The 15,105-nt window shown below is 44.5% G+C and carries 22 protein-coding genes; all 22 read left to right on the top strand.

The window, feature by feature from the left end; genetic code table 11:
• Positions 1-853: 853 nt before the first annotated feature.
• The 22 genes from ACGHTT_RS18505 (at position 854) to ACGHTT_RS18400 (ending at position 15,042) form a co-directional block, all read left to right on the top strand.
• Positions 854-1,216, top strand: a complete 363-nt coding sequence (locus ACGHTT_RS18505; RefSeq protein ID WP_390590745.1) for a transposase — start codon at positions 854-856, stop codon at positions 1,214-1,216.
• Positions 1,213-2,049, top strand: coding sequence for an IS3 family transposase (locus ACGHTT_RS18500; protein WP_390594989.1), 837 nt, complete (start codon positions 1,213-1,215; stop codon positions 2,047-2,049). The genes ACGHTT_RS18505 and ACGHTT_RS18500 overlap by 4 nt, the downstream gene beginning before the upstream one ends.
• Positions 2,050-2,108: 59 nt before the next feature.
• Positions 2,109-2,432, top strand: a complete 324-nt coding sequence (locus tag ACGHTT_RS18495) for a hypothetical protein (RefSeq protein ID WP_390592479.1) — start codon at positions 2,109-2,111, stop codon at positions 2,430-2,432.
• Between the two features lie 577 nt (positions 2,433-3,009).
• Positions 3,010-3,285: a hypothetical protein gene (locus tag ACGHTT_RS18490; RefSeq protein WP_390592478.1), complete on the top strand. Its 276-nt coding sequence runs from the start codon at positions 3,010-3,012 to the stop codon at positions 3,283-3,285.
• 80 nt (positions 3,286-3,365) lie between these two features.
• The gene (locus ACGHTT_RS18485; RefSeq protein ID WP_390592477.1) at positions 3,366-3,659 is read left to right on the top strand and encodes a hypothetical protein; all 294 of its coding nucleotides are present in this window, start codon (positions 3,366-3,368) and stop codon (positions 3,657-3,659) included.
• Positions 3,660-4,133: 474 nt separating this feature from the next.
• The gene (locus ACGHTT_RS18480; RefSeq protein WP_390592476.1) at positions 4,134-4,430 is read left to right on the top strand and encodes a DUF3658 domain-containing protein; all 297 of its coding nucleotides are present in this window, start codon (positions 4,134-4,136) and stop codon (positions 4,428-4,430) included.
• Positions 4,431-4,532: 102 nt separating this feature from the next.
• Positions 4,533-5,090: a DUF1439 domain-containing protein gene (locus tag ACGHTT_RS18475; RefSeq protein WP_390592475.1), complete on the top strand. Its 558-nt coding sequence runs from the start codon at positions 4,533-4,535 to the stop codon at positions 5,088-5,090.
• Between the two features lie 320 nt (positions 5,091-5,410).
• Complete coding sequence (locus tag ACGHTT_RS18470; RefSeq protein WP_390592474.1) at positions 5,411-5,944, top strand: hypothetical protein; 534 nt, start codon at positions 5,411-5,413, stop codon at positions 5,942-5,944.
• Between the two features lie 497 nt (positions 5,945-6,441).
• Positions 6,442-6,696: a hypothetical protein gene (locus tag ACGHTT_RS18465; protein WP_390592473.1), complete on the top strand. Its 255-nt coding sequence runs from the start codon at positions 6,442-6,444 to the stop codon at positions 6,694-6,696.
• Between the two features lie 112 nt (positions 6,697-6,808).
• Positions 6,809-7,171 (top strand): transposase, encoded by a 363-nt coding sequence (locus tag ACGHTT_RS18460; RefSeq protein WP_390590745.1) that lies wholly within the window; start codon positions 6,809-6,811, stop codon positions 7,169-7,171.
• Entirely contained in the window at positions 7,168-8,004 is an 837-nt protein-coding gene (locus tag ACGHTT_RS18455; RefSeq protein ID WP_390594989.1) for an IS3 family transposase, read from the top strand. Before ACGHTT_RS18460 ends, ACGHTT_RS18455 begins: the two co-directional genes overlap by 4 nt.
• A 91-nt stretch (positions 8,005-8,095) precedes the next feature.
• The gene (locus ACGHTT_RS18450) at positions 8,096-8,371 is read left to right on the top strand and encodes a hypothetical protein (RefSeq protein ID WP_390592472.1); all 276 of its coding nucleotides are present in this window, start codon (positions 8,096-8,098) and stop codon (positions 8,369-8,371) included.
• An 80-nt stretch (positions 8,372-8,451) separates the two neighbouring features.
• Positions 8,452-8,784: a hypothetical protein gene (locus tag ACGHTT_RS18445; protein WP_390592471.1), complete on the top strand. Its 333-nt coding sequence runs from the start codon at positions 8,452-8,454 to the stop codon at positions 8,782-8,784.
• Positions 8,785-8,858: 74 nt separating this feature from the next.
• Positions 8,859-9,194, top strand: a complete 336-nt coding sequence (locus ACGHTT_RS18440; RefSeq protein WP_390592470.1) for a DUF2489 domain-containing protein — start codon at positions 8,859-8,861, stop codon at positions 9,192-9,194.
• Between the two features lie 824 nt (positions 9,195-10,018).
• Positions 10,019-10,507: a hypothetical protein gene (locus ACGHTT_RS18435; RefSeq protein WP_390592469.1), complete on the top strand. Its 489-nt coding sequence runs from the start codon at positions 10,019-10,021 to the stop codon at positions 10,505-10,507.
• 122 nt (positions 10,508-10,629) lie between these two features.
• On the top strand, positions 10,630-10,974 hold the full coding sequence (locus ACGHTT_RS18430; RefSeq protein WP_390592453.1) for a hypothetical protein: 345 nt from the start codon (positions 10,630-10,632) through the stop codon (positions 10,972-10,974).
• Positions 10,975-11,752: 778 nt separating this feature from the next.
• Complete coding sequence (locus tag ACGHTT_RS18425; RefSeq protein ID WP_390592468.1) at positions 11,753-12,247, top strand: hypothetical protein; 495 nt, start codon at positions 11,753-11,755, stop codon at positions 12,245-12,247.
• 70 nt (positions 12,248-12,317) lie between these two features.
• Positions 12,318-12,710, top strand: a complete 393-nt coding sequence (locus ACGHTT_RS18420; protein WP_390592466.1) for a hypothetical protein — start codon at positions 12,318-12,320, stop codon at positions 12,708-12,710.
• A 127-nt stretch (positions 12,711-12,837) separates the two neighbouring features.
• Complete coding sequence (locus ACGHTT_RS18415; RefSeq protein ID WP_390592464.1) at positions 12,838-13,122, top strand: hypothetical protein; 285 nt, start codon at positions 12,838-12,840, stop codon at positions 13,120-13,122.
• An 89-nt stretch (positions 13,123-13,211) separates the two neighbouring features.
• The gene (locus tag ACGHTT_RS18410; RefSeq protein ID WP_390592463.1) at positions 13,212-13,616 is read left to right on the top strand and encodes a hypothetical protein; all 405 of its coding nucleotides are present in this window, start codon (positions 13,212-13,214) and stop codon (positions 13,614-13,616) included.
• Between the two features lie 79 nt (positions 13,617-13,695).
• Positions 13,696-14,043 carry a hypothetical protein gene (locus ACGHTT_RS18405; protein ID WP_390592462.1) on the top strand — a complete coding sequence of 116 codons (348 nt, stop codon included), beginning with the start codon at positions 13,696-13,698 and terminating at the stop codon, positions 14,041-14,043.
• 684 nt (positions 14,044-14,727) lie between these two features.
• Positions 14,728-15,042 (top strand): hypothetical protein, encoded by a 315-nt coding sequence (locus ACGHTT_RS18400; protein ID WP_390592461.1) that lies wholly within the window; start codon positions 14,728-14,730, stop codon positions 15,040-15,042.
• The last annotated feature ends 63 nt before the right edge of the window (positions 15,043-15,105 follow it).

Here is a 15,105-nt window from a genome sequence, read left to right as displayed (position 1 = left end):
TTCGCTTCCGTTTACTTAAGTCTTTTGTCTCTTAGCGTTGTTGCGAACTATATTTTAGAGTTTATCTGTCCGTCTTTAGGAGAGCCGCCTGTAGGCTGTTTCCAAACATTGGCGTGGAATGCCTTAATACTATTGGTGCCATTCTTTCTAAGTTCATGTGTTGCAGGGGCGAGTACACTGTTTTTTCGAGTCAGATATCAATACTATTGGCCTACAGTCTATATCTTGTGGTTGGTAATATATTTGGTCCCCTTTGTCGGCATGTATGTACTATCAAGTAAAGGCCTATAACAAGCAGCACCACATGCGCCCGGCAGAAAACGCCGGGCCGGACGGCTTACATTCCGCTGCGCTACATTTCAGCCGCCCGTGTGCTGGGCGTTATGGTCACGCGTAATATGAGAATAGTTTTAATACTAAGTATATTTCTTGCATCATGCTCGGCTCAAGAAAGCGTGCTGCCATCTGCGGAAAGGAGCTGTAATTTCACAGCTCAGCAACAAAAATCAGCTTGGTCTAATGTCACTGCACAACTCATTGAGAGATATCCTGACCATGCAAAGTTCTGCGAAACGAATGTTCCAGCATCATCTAAAGTATTTGAAGTCGTGAAAGGTGAATGCCGCGTGTACTTAGCTTGTGCACAAACCGTAGAAGGCCATTCTCTACTTCACGGTGACTGGATCGTTGTAGTAAACGAACAAACACAAAAGGTTATGGGGTTCTATGATGTCGCTTGGTAGTACAAGCCATAACAAACGCCACCAATACGCCGCTGCGCGGCTGGACTCGCAACTTAGACCTGCACCACTTTAACGGACAGTAAATTACTAATCCGCTAAAGGGGTTCACAATGGGAATAACGAATAAAAGTCACTACGACAGCTATACCTTGGCCTACAAGATAAATGCAGTCAAACTCAGTAAGCGCAAGCACGTTAAGGCGATAGACGTCGCAGAAGCGCTGGGGATTCATCCAGTCATGCTGTATCGTTGGCGACAAGAATTTAAAGAAGGTCGCCTTTCCGAGAATAAGTATATGGTTGTCAAATCACCACCTAAACCCTCCAAAGAAGATCAGCAGGCATTGCAGTCGGCTAAAACACGCATCAAAGAACTCGAAAAACGTTTGGCAGCTAAAGAGGAAGAGGTAAATATCCTAAAAAAGGCCAAACGGTTCTTCTTGGATCAGCGCAAGAAAGATACGCGTTCATAGAGAAGAACCGAGACAGCCACAAAATTGTAGCTATGTGTGATTACCTCGACGTTTCACCAAGCGGTTATTATGACTGGCGGAATCGCGATACAAGCGATCACGCTCAGTACGATGAAGTTCTGGCTGCCCAAATTAAGGAAACGCATGTCGGTCATAAACGTAATTACGGCGCTGTTCGTGTGCACCCATATTTAAAGAGTTTGGGTTATTCGTGCAGCCGCAGGCGCATTAATCGTTTGATGCAAGTTAATGGCATTAAGTCGATATACCATGCATATAGGCAGAGGCGCGCCAGCGGTAGCAGCTCCCTGGTGGCAGAAAATGTACTGGCGACACAAGATAAAGCGATTGCTTTCGGCGAGCATTGGGCTGGGGATATGACCTACCTAAAAACAGGAGAAGGCCCTATGTACATGGCGGCTGTTCTGGATCTATTTACACGAAAAGTTATTGGCTGGGGTTTCTCGCGCTATCATGATACCGACTTGGTTAGCGGCGCATTAAAGATGTCGCTAATATCTGAGAGCGTAAAGGTAGGTTGCATCTTCCATAGTGACCAGGGTTCTGAATACTGTTCAGAAGCATATCAGCGGATTGTTACGAATGCTGGAATGGTCAGTAGCATGAGTCGCGCCGGCACGCCAACAGATAATGCATACGTAGAATCATTTTTTAAGACACTAAAAAATGAGTTGGCACATCATTGGAAATTCAGGACGATGGTCGAATGCGTGGCTAGAATTGTTGATTATGTTGAGTTTTACAACGAGGATCGACTACACTCGAGCTTAAATTATGTGTCACCTAAAACGTATCAAACAAAGAATGCTTAGTGTCCGTGAAAGTGGTGCAAGTCTAACTAGTCGTTGCTCGCCATTGTGGCGGGCGTTATGTGACAACCATCATGAGAACTGTATTCATAATTCTGATCGCAACGTCTATTTTGGGATGTGCGACCAATAGCCAAGTAAAAGTAGAGTATCACCAAGTTGATAAAGCCTGTGATGGAATAGAGTGCAATTATCAGATACACGTTTATTCAAAGAAATTTCTCGACATGAATGGTCTTTATCACTTCGCTCTTGATGCAATATTGGCTGAGTGTAAGGCAGGAAAATTCACCTTAGAAGAATCTGAAGAAGAAATTGTTATTCGTACACACAGCAATGACGGTATAGTTGGTCATTCTTTGGTGGGTAAGTTTAGGTGCTTGTAGAAAGTCACATAACAAGCCGCTCAAGGCTCGCCAGCAAGCTGGCTGGACCTCCGCTGCGTTGCTCGTTTTGTGCTTTTCCGCTACGCTCGCACAAAACAATCAACGCAGCTCCGGCCCCTTAGCGGAGCGTTATAAATCAATGAGACGTTACAATGTTGGACGAGATCATCGGATTTTTGGTTAATCAATTTTTGTTATTACCCTTAATTATTTTTGTTTTGTGGCGTAAATACAAAACGGGGAGTTTCTTTCCGTACGATGCCCCAAAAAAAGAAACGGCCAAGGTGGTTCTTAGTTCTGGCGCCATTTTGTTTGGGCTAATGGCAATGATTTCATTTTGGTTTTCATTTAGGGTATACGGAATTGTTTTTGTGGTTCTATCCCTAGGGTACATCCTCGGAATTTATCGTAGTATGTACCGTAATAATTTATAACAAGTTGCTCCAGTTGACGCGGCGGTCTACGCGCTTTTTTGTGCATTCGCTACGCTCATTGTTGCACAAAAAACTACTTCAACCGCCGCGCAACTGAGCAAGGCGTTATGTGATCACGGAAGCTCGGTAGTAAAGGAATACTAATGACCATCTATGCTGTATTAGTGCCACTATGGATATTTTGGAATCTATTTCCATTTCTACTTCTAGGCTGGCTTTGGAAAGACCAGGTAAAACACCGTAAACCTGTAGCTATCATTGCCAGTGCTTCGTTAGTTTATTTTTTGTGGGGCTATTTTGTATTCCAGAATTCAGTTATAGCTACGCCGCTAATACCTGTTGTGGTGGTCTTTATATTTTCGGGTTTTTTGGCTGTGCATAATCATTTTTACGTAAAAGCACATAACAAGCGGTTGTAGGTTCGCCGCACAAAAAACGTGCGGCTGGGACGGCTTACGCTACGCTCCAGCCGCCCCTAAACCGGGCGTTATGTGACTAAATGACCAAATTACATCTGTTTATCTTAGCGTCAGAGGTGATTTCGATTTGCCTCCTGTTAAGACTCTGGAGTAAGCCAGATTATTTAGTTTTTAAAATTTTAATTTCGGTGGTTACAGTGGTTCCGTTTGTTGGGCCTGTTCTATATTTCTTTGCCACTGACAAAACTATGCCTCAATCAACCGAGTTGCAAAATAGAGGCCCTAGAGGGGACTATACGCACAAGCAAATATCGTTAGATGCGGCATCAAAAAATACTGCTAACAAAGGAAAATTTGCCAATGACGGCACATAACAAACCAATCAACTACGCGCCTGCGGCGCCGGACAGCCTACATTCCGCTTCGCTGCATTCCAGCAGCCGGTTATTGGGGCGTTATTTCGCCTTACCTTTTTTAAGTTTGTTTCGGTTTTAGTTTGTAATTCAAAAGTGTGCCAGTAAGTCGGCATGCCAGCATCAAGGAATGTGCTGCTTCAGAAGTTCAGTAGTTTCCTTCTTGGTGCCAATAGTAAGTTAGCCGCGCAAGGCGTATTGCATGCCTACATCGTGGGTTGCCCTAAGTGGGTTCCAAAAGGGGTCAAGTAAGGTATTCTTACCCAAATAATCGGCCACTGGCTTCGCTACCGCTCCGCTATCCAGCGTTGTAGCAGGTGCAAACCAGCGGCAAATAACAAGCGGTTTTAGGTTCGCCGCAAAATGCGCGGCTGCGACGGCTTACGCTTCGCTCCAGCCGCGCCTAAACCGAGCGTTAAATGCTAGGAGGTATCGATGGAAAGACCAGTTCCTGACAGAGATCTTACAGAAGAAGAAAAAGTTCTTGTGAATTCGCTCACTGATGAGCAGATTAAAGAAATTGACGAAATGCTTTTAAGTCACGTTCATCCAAAATATAGCCGCAAGGTGGCTTTCCTTGTCGGGGCTACAATGAGTGAATTGCCCAGTCCTGTAAAAGGTATACCCGATGTTATCTATTCACAAAGAGTCGCGCACTTGGTAGAGCAAGGTATTCTATTTGCAGAAGGCAGCCTTAAATGCATGCGGTTTAGTGAAGTTCGGTTTCCATAGCATGAAGCATTTAACAAGGCCATTAAAAATCGGCCGCAAAAAAACGCGGCCTACGACGCTCCTTGCGTCGCGCGTTTTATGGCGGCGTTATGTTTAAGGAGAATGATGAAAAGTAAACTGCTCATAGTGGCATCGTCACTACTACTCACACTAATAAGTGCGTATGTCTATTTTTCTGGCAAAGAATACACTGTCAGAATTCCTGAATCTCAAATAGTAGCTACGATGGAGCAAAAATTACCTCTAACGAAGACCTATCTATTCATAATTGATGTCACATTGCAGAACCCTAGGATCGAGTTAATTGAAGGTTCTGGAAAGATTAATGGAGGCATGGACGTCGAGTTAAATATAAAACTTAATGATAATCCGAAGCCTCTAGGTGGTTCCTTAGATCTATCTGGCGGTGTGACTTATGTTTCCGAGGGAGGACAATTTTTCCTTATAGATCCTGTAATAGAGAGCCTTTCGGTTCAGGGGTTGGCTGACAATATTACGCCAAAGGTGAGTAAGGCCTTAGAAAAAGCATTGAATGAATATTTTTCAAAGAACCCTATCTATACTTTGAAGAAGGCAGACTTAAAACAGGCCGCGGCATATGCTGTGTTGAAAGAAGTGGCGGTAGAAGGTAAAGAGCTTGTTATCTATCTGGGTATATGAACATAACAAGGCCAAGCAGGTTTAGCCGCCAAAAGACAGCGGCTAGGACAGCCAACACTCCGCGCTTTTTGTGTTGTCGCTATCGCTCCAAGATATCACAAAAAGCGCTGCATGCTGGCTGCCCCTGTTGGCGGCGTTAATGTGCTCTGCGATTTTGTTGTCGAGTTCGTACTGTTTAAAAAGTAAGTGCTGTATTCAAGTCTATCGGTATCAAGGAAAGTGCCGCTTCTAGTAAGTCATATTTCCCATATCGCTAGAGAGTTTCGTAAGGTCGTCAAGTGTGGCATTCTTGCGGGTAAAATTAGTGGTTACGGTTTCGCTTGCGCTCCACAACGTACTCTGTTGTTGGTGCGGCAGATCGCAACCTTAACAAGGGTGGCCAAGTCGCAGCTATCGCTGCTGGACTCGGCGCTAATCGCGCCTCGCCCTTGCCACCGGCGTTAGCTTCACAGGGGGGGAGAATGAAGTATTACCTATTAAAAACTAATAATTTTCCTAGTGAATTCGCTGATGGTGATTCTGTGATATTAATTCAAGACGAAAATAATGATGCAGAAGTGAATGCGGAAGATCTTGTTTTTATGACCACTCTTGTTGTAAATGCAAGGAATGACCAAAAGGCGCTCGAGGAATTTAGCACGTGGTGGCAACAAAATACGGAAGGAGAATACGAACTAGAGCTCCTAACTGAAGAAGTGGAGCACTTAAACGAGGAGCGTAAAGAGTTCGTAGGTAGTCTCAGTGAAAATGAATGGTCGTTAAAAGACAGTTTTATGGCGTATGGAAGAAGCGATTTAGAATCATTGAATTATGCTAAAGAAATAGTTATTGAAAGTGAGTTTAAAGTTCAATGAGAATAAAAGCTAACAAGTTGGTCAATCCGACCTCCACTGCGTTGCGCGTTTTGTGCTTAAATAGCACAAAACTTCAACTCCGTTCCGGCGGGTTACCAAGGCGTTATTTCGCCTTACCTTTTTTAAGTTTGTTTCGGTTTTAGTTTGTAATTCAAAAGTGTGCCAGTAAGTCGGCATGCCAGCATCAAGGAATGTGCTGCTTCAGAAGTTCAGTAGTTTCCTTCTTGGTGCCAATAGTAAGTTAGCCGCGCAAGGCGTATTGCATGCCTACATCGTGGGTTGCCCTAAGTGGGTTCCAAAAGGGGTCAAGTAAGGTATTCTTACCCAAATAATCGGCCACTGGCTTCGCTACCGCTCCGCTATCCAGCGTTGTAGCAGGTGCAAACCAGCGGCAAATAACAAGCGGTTTTAGGTTCGCCGCAAAATGCGCGGCTGCGACGGCTTACGCTTCGCTCCAGCCGCGCCTAAACCGAGCGTTATAAATCTAAGGAGAGATCGTGAAGAATATTGCAGACTGCCTTTTAACCATTATGGGTTATCTGGACATATTAGAAGCGGAAGAACTTGATGAAGACACTATTGTAGATATACAAGAGGGTATTGCATCAGAATTCGAGTCTTTTAGTGATGAGGAGAAGTCGGCATTGAAAGAACAAGCTCAGCACTGTTACGAAGAAGCTATTAAAAATCACTCTCCAAAATCATGGGCTGATTTTTATAAAAACTTTGCTCAAAACTACGGATTAGAGTGAAAATTTATAACAAGCGCATCTTGTACGGCCCTATCGGGCCGGGACGGCTTACGCTGTAGACCTGCACCACTTTAACGGACAGTAAATTACTAATCCGCTAAAGGGGTTCACAATGGGAATAACGAATAAAAGTCACTACGACAGCTATACCTTGGCCTACAAGATAAATGCAGTCAAACTCAGTAAGCGCAAGCACGTTAAGGCGATAGACGTCGCAGAAGCGCTGGGGATTCATCCAGTCATGCTGTATCGTTGGCGACAAGAATTTAAAGAAGGTCGCCTTTCCGAGAATAAGTATATGGTTGTCAAATCACCACCTAAACCCTCCAAAGAAGATCAGCAGGCATTGCAGTCGGCTAAAACACGCATCAAAGAACTCGAAAAACGTTTGGCAGCTAAAGAGGAAGAGGTAAATATCCTAAAAAAGGCCAAACGGTTCTTCTTGGATCAGCGCAAGAAAGATACGCGTTCATAGAGAAGAACCGAGACAGCCACAAAATTGTAGCTATGTGTGATTACCTCGACGTTTCACCAAGCGGTTATTATGACTGGCGGAATCGCGATACAAGCGATCACGCTCAGTACGATGAAGTTCTGGCTGCCCAAATTAAGGAAACGCATGTCGGTCATAAACGTAATTACGGCGCTGTTCGTGTGCACCCATATTTAAAGAGTTTGGGTTATTCGTGCAGCCGCAGGCGCATTAATCGTTTGATGCAAGTTAATGGCATTAAGTCGATATACCATGCATATAGGCAGAGGCGCGCCAGCGGTAGCAGCTCCCTGGTGGCAGAAAATGTACTGGCGACACAAGATAAAGCGATTGCTTTCGGCGAGCATTGGGCTGGGGATATGACCTACCTAAAAACAGGAGAAGGCCCTATGTACATGGCGGCTGTTCTGGATCTATTTACACGAAAAGTTATTGGCTGGGGTTTCTCGCGCTATCATGATACCGACTTGGTTAGCGGCGCATTAAAGATGTCGCTAATATCTGAGAGCGTAAAGGTAGGTTGCATCTTCCATAGTGACCAGGGTTCTGAATACTGTTCAGAAGCATATCAGCGGATTGTTACGAATGCTGGAATGGTCAGTAGCATGAGTCGCGCCGGCACGCCAACAGATAATGCATACGTAGAATCATTTTTTAAGACACTAAAAAATGAGTTGGCACATCATTGGAAATTCAGGACGATGGTCGAATGCGTGGCTAGAATTGTTGATTATGTTGAGTTTTACAACGAGGATCGACTACACTCGAGCTTAAATTATGTGTCACCTAAAACGTATCAAACAAAGAATGCTTAGTGTCCGTGAAAGTGGTGCAAGTCTACTAATCGCGCCTCGCCCTTGCCACCGGCGTTATGTGATTACGGAAGTTCGGTAGTAAAGGATACTAATGACCATCTATGCTGTATTAGTGCCACTATGGATATTTTGGAATCTATTTCCATTTCTACTTCTAGGCTGGCTTTGGAAAGATCAGGTAAAACACCGTAAACCTGTAGCTATCATTGCCAGTGCTTCGTTAGTTTATTTTTTGTGGGGCTATTTTGTACTCCAGAATCCAGTTATAGCTACGCCGCTAATACCTGTTGTGGTGGTCTTTATATTTTCGGTTTTTTTGGCTGTGCATAATCATTTTTACGTAAAAGCACATAACAAGCGGTTGTAGGTTCGCCGCACAAAAAGCGTGCGGCTGGGACGGCTTACGCTACGCTCCAGCCGCCCCTAAACCGGACGTTAAGTGTATTTATGGAAGAAGTGCTCATAGAGATTTTAGAAAAATTACTAGATGCTAGTATTGATCAGCTAACGATTGATAAATTTTCGCATGAGAGTGGTATAGGCGAAAGAGACAGGCAGTTATTAGTCTTCTCTCGCAGATTGGCTTTGTTACAGGAGGTACAGGTGCCAAGTAAAAGTCAGATGGATTTAATCAAAAAAATTGAATTGTTTGTAAGCAAGCTAAGTAGGATAGGTAGCGATGTCCCGCTATATTTTTGGAGCGCTAATTCTAAGTCAAATAGCTGGAAAGGTTGGTGCACAGATAATGATGTTCTGTATTTTTCGGAGTCAAACACTTAACAAGGGTGGCCAATTCGCGGCTGTCGCCGCGGGACTCGCTTTCGCTCGCCCTTGCCACCGGCGTTAAGCACCCTATGAAAATGAGCCACGAAGAATACATCGAGAAACAACGTAAGCGTGCCGCCAGCGTTGCGAGCGGAATGCTTGATGGCTCTATTCATTATTTAGAGGGGGCCATTGAGATATCTTCGCTAAGGTTTGAAGTTGGCCTCCCTGAAGATGATAAGGACTTTCTGGCATTCACAGGAGTTTCATCAGAAATCGATCATTTACCAATAGGCGCGCAAAGGCAGTATTGGTCTAAAGAAGCTCTTGATCGACATGAGCTAGAAATTCAGCAATCTATTAAGTGGGCAAAGGAAGTCTCTTTGTATGAGTGTAAATCTATCGTAGAAAGATTCAATGCTTAACAAGGGTAGGCAAAATCGGCCGCAAAAAGCGCGGCCTGGACTCGCTATCGCTCGCCTTTGCTACCGGCGTTATTGAGCCTTACCTTTTTTATGTTTGTTTTGGGTTCGGTAAGTTATTCAAAAGTGTGCCAGTAAGTCGGCATGCCAGCATCAAGGAATGTGCTGCTTCAATATCGCAGTTTATTTCCCTGTGCTAATAGTTGGTTCGCCGCGCAAGGCGTGATGCATGCCTGCATTGTGGTTTGCCCTAAGTGGGTTCCAAAAGGCATCAAGTAAGGTATTCTTACGCAAACTAAAGGCCTCTGGCTTCGCAGGTGCTCCGCTAAGCGCGTTGTAGTAAATGCAAACCGGCGGCAAATAACAAGGTGGTGTTGTAAGCACCGCAAAAAACGCGGTGCGGGACGGCTTACGCTATGCTCCAGTCGCCCCAAACCACGGCGTTATTTCGCCTTACCTTTTTTAAGTTTGTTTTGAGTTCAGTAAGTTATTCAAAAGTGTGCCACTAAGTCGGCATGCCAGCATCAAGGAATGTGCTGCCCCAATCCCGCAGTTTCTTTCCTGGTGCTAATAGTTGGTTCATCGCGCAAAGGGTGTTGCATGCCTAAATCGTGGTGTGCGCTAAGTGGGTTCCAAAAAGTTTCAAGTAAGGTATTCTTACGCAAACTAATGGCCTCTGGCTTCGCGTTGCTCCGCTAAGCGCGTTGTAGCAAGTGCAAACCGGCGGCCAATAACAAGCGGCTCTTGTGCGCCGCTAAATACGCGGCGGGACGGCCTACGCTATGCTCCGGCCGCCCCAAAGCTGGGCGTTAAATGAGGGAGTAATTTTGAAGCACGAAGTAATCGGACAGATTCTTGGATTTATCATGGCACATAGCGCTGCGATTGGTGATTCATTAGCAGAGCATGAGCTAATGGTGCCGTATGTCATTACTATGAATAATGGCAAAAGGGAAAGTATGGAATTTGAAGCCGAAACGCAACAACAAGCGGTAAGTGCCGCAGAGAAAAAACTCCCTGAACTAAGCCGGTCGTTTGAGGCTTGGTCTTATAGCCAAGATGGTTTAGTAACATTAGACAACGGAGAAAAGCAGGACGTATTTTTTTTTAAAGTTTGGGTCAAGGGAATGTCAGAGCCTCTGCAAGCTTATCAAATGTATAAAAAGCATCCTTTCAAACTTATAGGCAATATACAAATCCTAAATTATTCTGAATCAGGCTTGCTTGCTAAAGAACAGGAGCAATTTTCAGTGGGTATTAATCAAGGTATTGAGTTACATCCAACCGGGTCAAAAAAGTGGCCGTTGTGGCTTTAAAAAGCATTTAACAAAGCAATCAAACGGATGGAATTTTAAGTTGCACTTTTGCCATTCCGCTTCGCTCCATTTTATGGCAAAAGTGCAACTTAAAAACCACCGTTTATCGCGGCGTTAAGTGAGTGGAAATAATGGCGTATCTGTTAATGGGCGGCATAGGCGTATTGTATTCGATGCTTTTGGAGGCTGTAGCAAAAGAATGGAATCGGTACTTGCCAGCTGCAATTGCGTTGGTATTAACATTAATAGCGGCATCAGTAAATTGGACTGAAAGCCTAACTATCAACCTATTGAATTATGTTGGATTTGTGGTTTGGTTTTTCTCTGCGGTAATAGCTATTATATTTCTTAGGGCGAAAAGTTATGGAAAAATTCAATCAGAACATCTTGTTTTCGCTGTAGGTGCTATTTCTTGGGCAGGTTTTTCAAAAGTACCATATTTTTTAGGCAGTCTTTTCGGTGTGTAATTCACTTAACAAAGTGTTCAATTTCGTTGCAGCCGCAAAAGACACGGCTTCCACTGGACAGCCTACGCGTTGCTTCGGCTGCCCATTAACACGGCGTTAATGTGCTCTGCGATTTTGTTGTCGAGTTCGTACTGTTTAAAAAGTAAGTGCTGTATTCAAGTCTATCGGTATCAAGGAAAGTGCCGCTTCTAGTAAGCCATATTTCCCATATCGCTAGAGAGTTCCGTAATGTCATCAAGTGTGGCATTCTTGCGGGTAAAATTAGTGGTTAAGGTTTCGCTTGCGCTCCACAACGTACCCTGTTGTTGGCGCGGCAGATCGCAACTTTAACAAGGGCGGCCAAGCTCGCAGCTATCGCTGCTGGACTCGGCGCTAATCGCGCCTCGCCCTTGCCACCGGCGTTAAATACATGAAGGAAAAAAGGTGAAGTTTCTATCTTTATCCATAGTCATATTAGGACTAATTCTATCCTGCTATTATTCAGAGCTATCATCAAATACCATCGCGTCTGGTTTTATAGCTCCAATATGTATTTTCCTTTTTTTAATTGCTTTGGTTTATTGGTTAGTTGCTATAGGTGGTTATGGGTCAAAGACCGATGGCCATAGTGGTTGCGGAGGAGATGGGGGCTTTGGAGGCGGTGATGGCGGCTGCTAAATATTTAACAAGGTGTTCAATTTCGTTACAGCCGCAAAAAGCGCGGCTTCCACTGGACAGCCTACGCGTTGCTTCGGCTGCCCATTAACACGGCGTTATGCAAAATAGGGTGCGGCTCTAATTGTTGAGTTTGATTGGTGTAATTCTCATAGTCGTTACGGTAATCTCCGCATTACTAGGCTTGCCCTTTGTGCTAGCCAAGGTGACAGAGTGGGAGCTAAAACAAGACCACTGGTACAGTATTCTTCAAAAGTACAAGCATGAAAGAGGGTTTCGCCTTACTTCCTATCAACAAATTTCAGTCATTCCAATATTTGTCTATTTAGTGTTTGTGGTTGATGAAAAAATTTTAAGCGATAGACAGCTAGAAAATTTTTCTATAATTTTTTGTGCATCATTATTGTTTTTTTTATGGTCATTCTGGCGTTACTTAAATGGCGGGAATAAATTTTATAAAAGTTCACTAATTATAATTTTAGCCTTGTTCTTTCTCGTTTCCTTGGTTTATTTTAAAGTGGCTTCGTCACTGTTCGCTATGTTCTACGGTGTACCTCTATCTATATATTGGGGTACAGTATTGCTTACCCGCAAAGCGTTGAGGCTAAAAAATGCATAACAATCGCAACCAAGATGGGCGGTCGCCCTCGACTCGCTACGCTCGCGTTTGTTGCGGGCGTTATACGTAAATGATCTGCGAGAAATGTAATAAGCAATTTAAATCGGAATTATCTGCCGCCAAGACCGGTACGATGATGGGTGTCTGCACCTCATGCGGTCGTCGACTCAAGTACGATGATATTCCAGAGGGATTCGCAACTGGTGCGATATTGGCTTTTACCAGCACACCACTTTTTTTTCTCTCGCTATTTAGTTGGGCTTATTTCTTATCATCGGTCGTAGTTATTGGTGGATGCGTATTGACTATCTGGTTACTAACCAGAAAATATGGCGGGTATATTGTCGCTGGTACACTGGAAGAGTATAAAAAGGGTAATATTGCGCTGGCATTTGGGGCTGGTATCGTCGGTGCAGTGGTTACTTTTTTCTGGTTAATGCTGTCACTTCGTATCTTTTCATAGTGCAGCGTATAACAAACGCTTGCAGCCGAGGCCAAACACTACGTGGTTTTGGTGTTACTCGCTGCGCTCAAACAATAACACCAAAACCGATCCGCGTTCGGCCCGGCTGAAGCGGGCGTTATAAATCATGAGAAAATTACTGGCCACCTTCTTACTATATTCTATCGCCGTTCAATCAACGGTAGTTCCGCCAGTTGTTGGTCCGGTCAACGAATATCTAGCAATGTTAAAAGATAAAATGGGACTTATATGGATGCCCTTGAATAGTGAAGAGCTGGTTAATGTTGAGTTAATTGCCGCATGTTTCTACGGGATTGAAGAAAATGCAAGAATATGGCCAGATGCTCATTGGTTTATGATTCCATGCATGGAGGCCAATGAATACCAATTGGAAAAATTGCCATGGAGCTAATTTATAACAAACGCCACCAACACGCTGCTGCTCAGCTGGACTCGCAACTAATCGTTGCTCGCCGTTGTGGCGGGCGTTAAATGCACACTATGAAACAAGCTATCGTCATATTTCTTTCGGCAATTCTGTCTGGTTGTATTTTGCCATATCCCCACAACAACTGGACTTCGCCACAAGTGTCCGGCCGTGTAACTGACGGGGTAACGGGGTTCCCGATACAGGGAGCAGAGGTTTATATAAAAGGTGATTCTTCGCGAAAGGTAACTACGAATTACGAAGGCTACTATGAAATTCCACCTAAAAAAGATTTTGATTGGTTCGTATTTGTCTGCCCCGGTCCGTGTGATGCTATGAGCGGTAACTTTGTAGTGGTGGCTACTCATACTGGTTACGGTCCAGAAGAGGAAGAGGTGTCAGGGTGTATAGGGCATCCAAGTTCCGTGTGTAACGGGCGTAAAGAGCATGCAGATTTCATATTGCAAAAGAGCATTTAACAAAGCTATCAAAAATCGTTCCGGCCGAAAAGCGGCCTCCACTGGACGCGCTAACGCGTGCCTTTTATAGCGGCGTTAAATGCCAATGAAAGATATCGCAGAATTAAATAGCTTATGGTTAGAGCATCAGAATCTGATGGTTCTATTGCCAGTGTTGGAGCATGAATATCCTGCGGTTATTGGAGAGGTTAAGAACGCCGGAGCGCTTAGCGAAAATTTACTAGCTGATGTAGTTGAGTACTCTCTTCGTTTTCCTAGTCGGCACTGGGCTCTATTAGCAGTAACATGGATTGAGAATGGTTTTCCTCTGACGAGTAGTATTTGTGAACAACTATTGGCAATATCTAAAGACAAAACTGATTCACAGAAATTAAGACATAAGTCCTTAACTCAAGCCAAGCGGTGGATGCGTGCAAATAGCATTTAACAAACGTAGGCACAGCGACAAAGATTTCGCTGCGCTGCATCTTTGCTCGTGCTACGGGCGTTAATGTGCTCTGCCTTTTAGGGAAGTTTTGGTTCACGTAAAGTGAATCGCATAAGATTTTAGAAATCGGTATCAGGGAATGTGCCGCGTCAACATCGCAGTCCTTCCCGCTACCCAAATGTATTCCGCAGTGCCTTCAAGTGTGGCATTCTTGCGGGTAAAATTAATTGGTTGTGGTTTCGCTGGCGCTCAACAACGTACTTTGTAGGTGGCACGGCAGATCGCAACTTTAACAAGGGTGGCCAAGTCGCAGCTATCGCTGCTGGACGGCCTCCGCGTTGCTGCGGCCGCCCTTGCCACCGGCGTTAATGTGCTCTGCGAATTCTCGTTAAGTATTGTGCCACTCAGAAAGAGAGTGCAGTAAGCAAGTCTATCGGTATCAAGGAAAGTGCCGCTTCTGGTAAGTCATACTTCCCATATCGCTAGAGAGTTCCGTAAGGTCATCAAGTGTGGCATTCTTGCGGGTAAATTAATGGTTCTGGTTTCGCTTGCGCTCCACAACGTACCCTGTTGTTGGCGCGGCAGATCGCAACTTTAACAAGGGTGGCCAAGTCGCAGCTGTCGCTGCTGGACTCGGCGCTAATCGCGCCTCGCCCTTGCCACCGGCGTTATGAGTCTTAATGTATGAAAGAGCTATTTGGCTTAGAAGTCATTAGGTTGGAAGCCCCTCAAGATAGGAGTGAGCTAACCTTTCAAGTAATCGATGAAGACAAAAGGGTCTTCAACGTACGCTTTTCAAACAAAGATGACTCAAAGATAGAGGTAGATTTTTCGCACCTCACGCTTTCGATAATTTGGGATGAAGATAGCAATATCGTTTCATTTGGCGAGTTTGAGCTCGTCCGTGAAATTGATAATGGTTTTGAAATTATTGGTGATTTTGGTCTTATCTGGGTTTTTTGTAATAAGTGTGTGCCACCATTAGCTGCGGACTCATAACAAATTGCTTAAGTACACTCCGGCCGCAAGCGGCCTACGTGGGACCTCCGTTTCGGCGCTTCT

The organism is Simiduia litorea (genome assembly GCF_042853465.1).
In the GTDB taxonomy this organism is placed as follows: domain Bacteria; phylum Pseudomonadota; class Gammaproteobacteria; order Pseudomonadales; family Cellvibrionaceae; genus Simiduia; species Simiduia litorea.
This window is presented reverse-complemented; position numbering and strand designations above follow the sequence as displayed.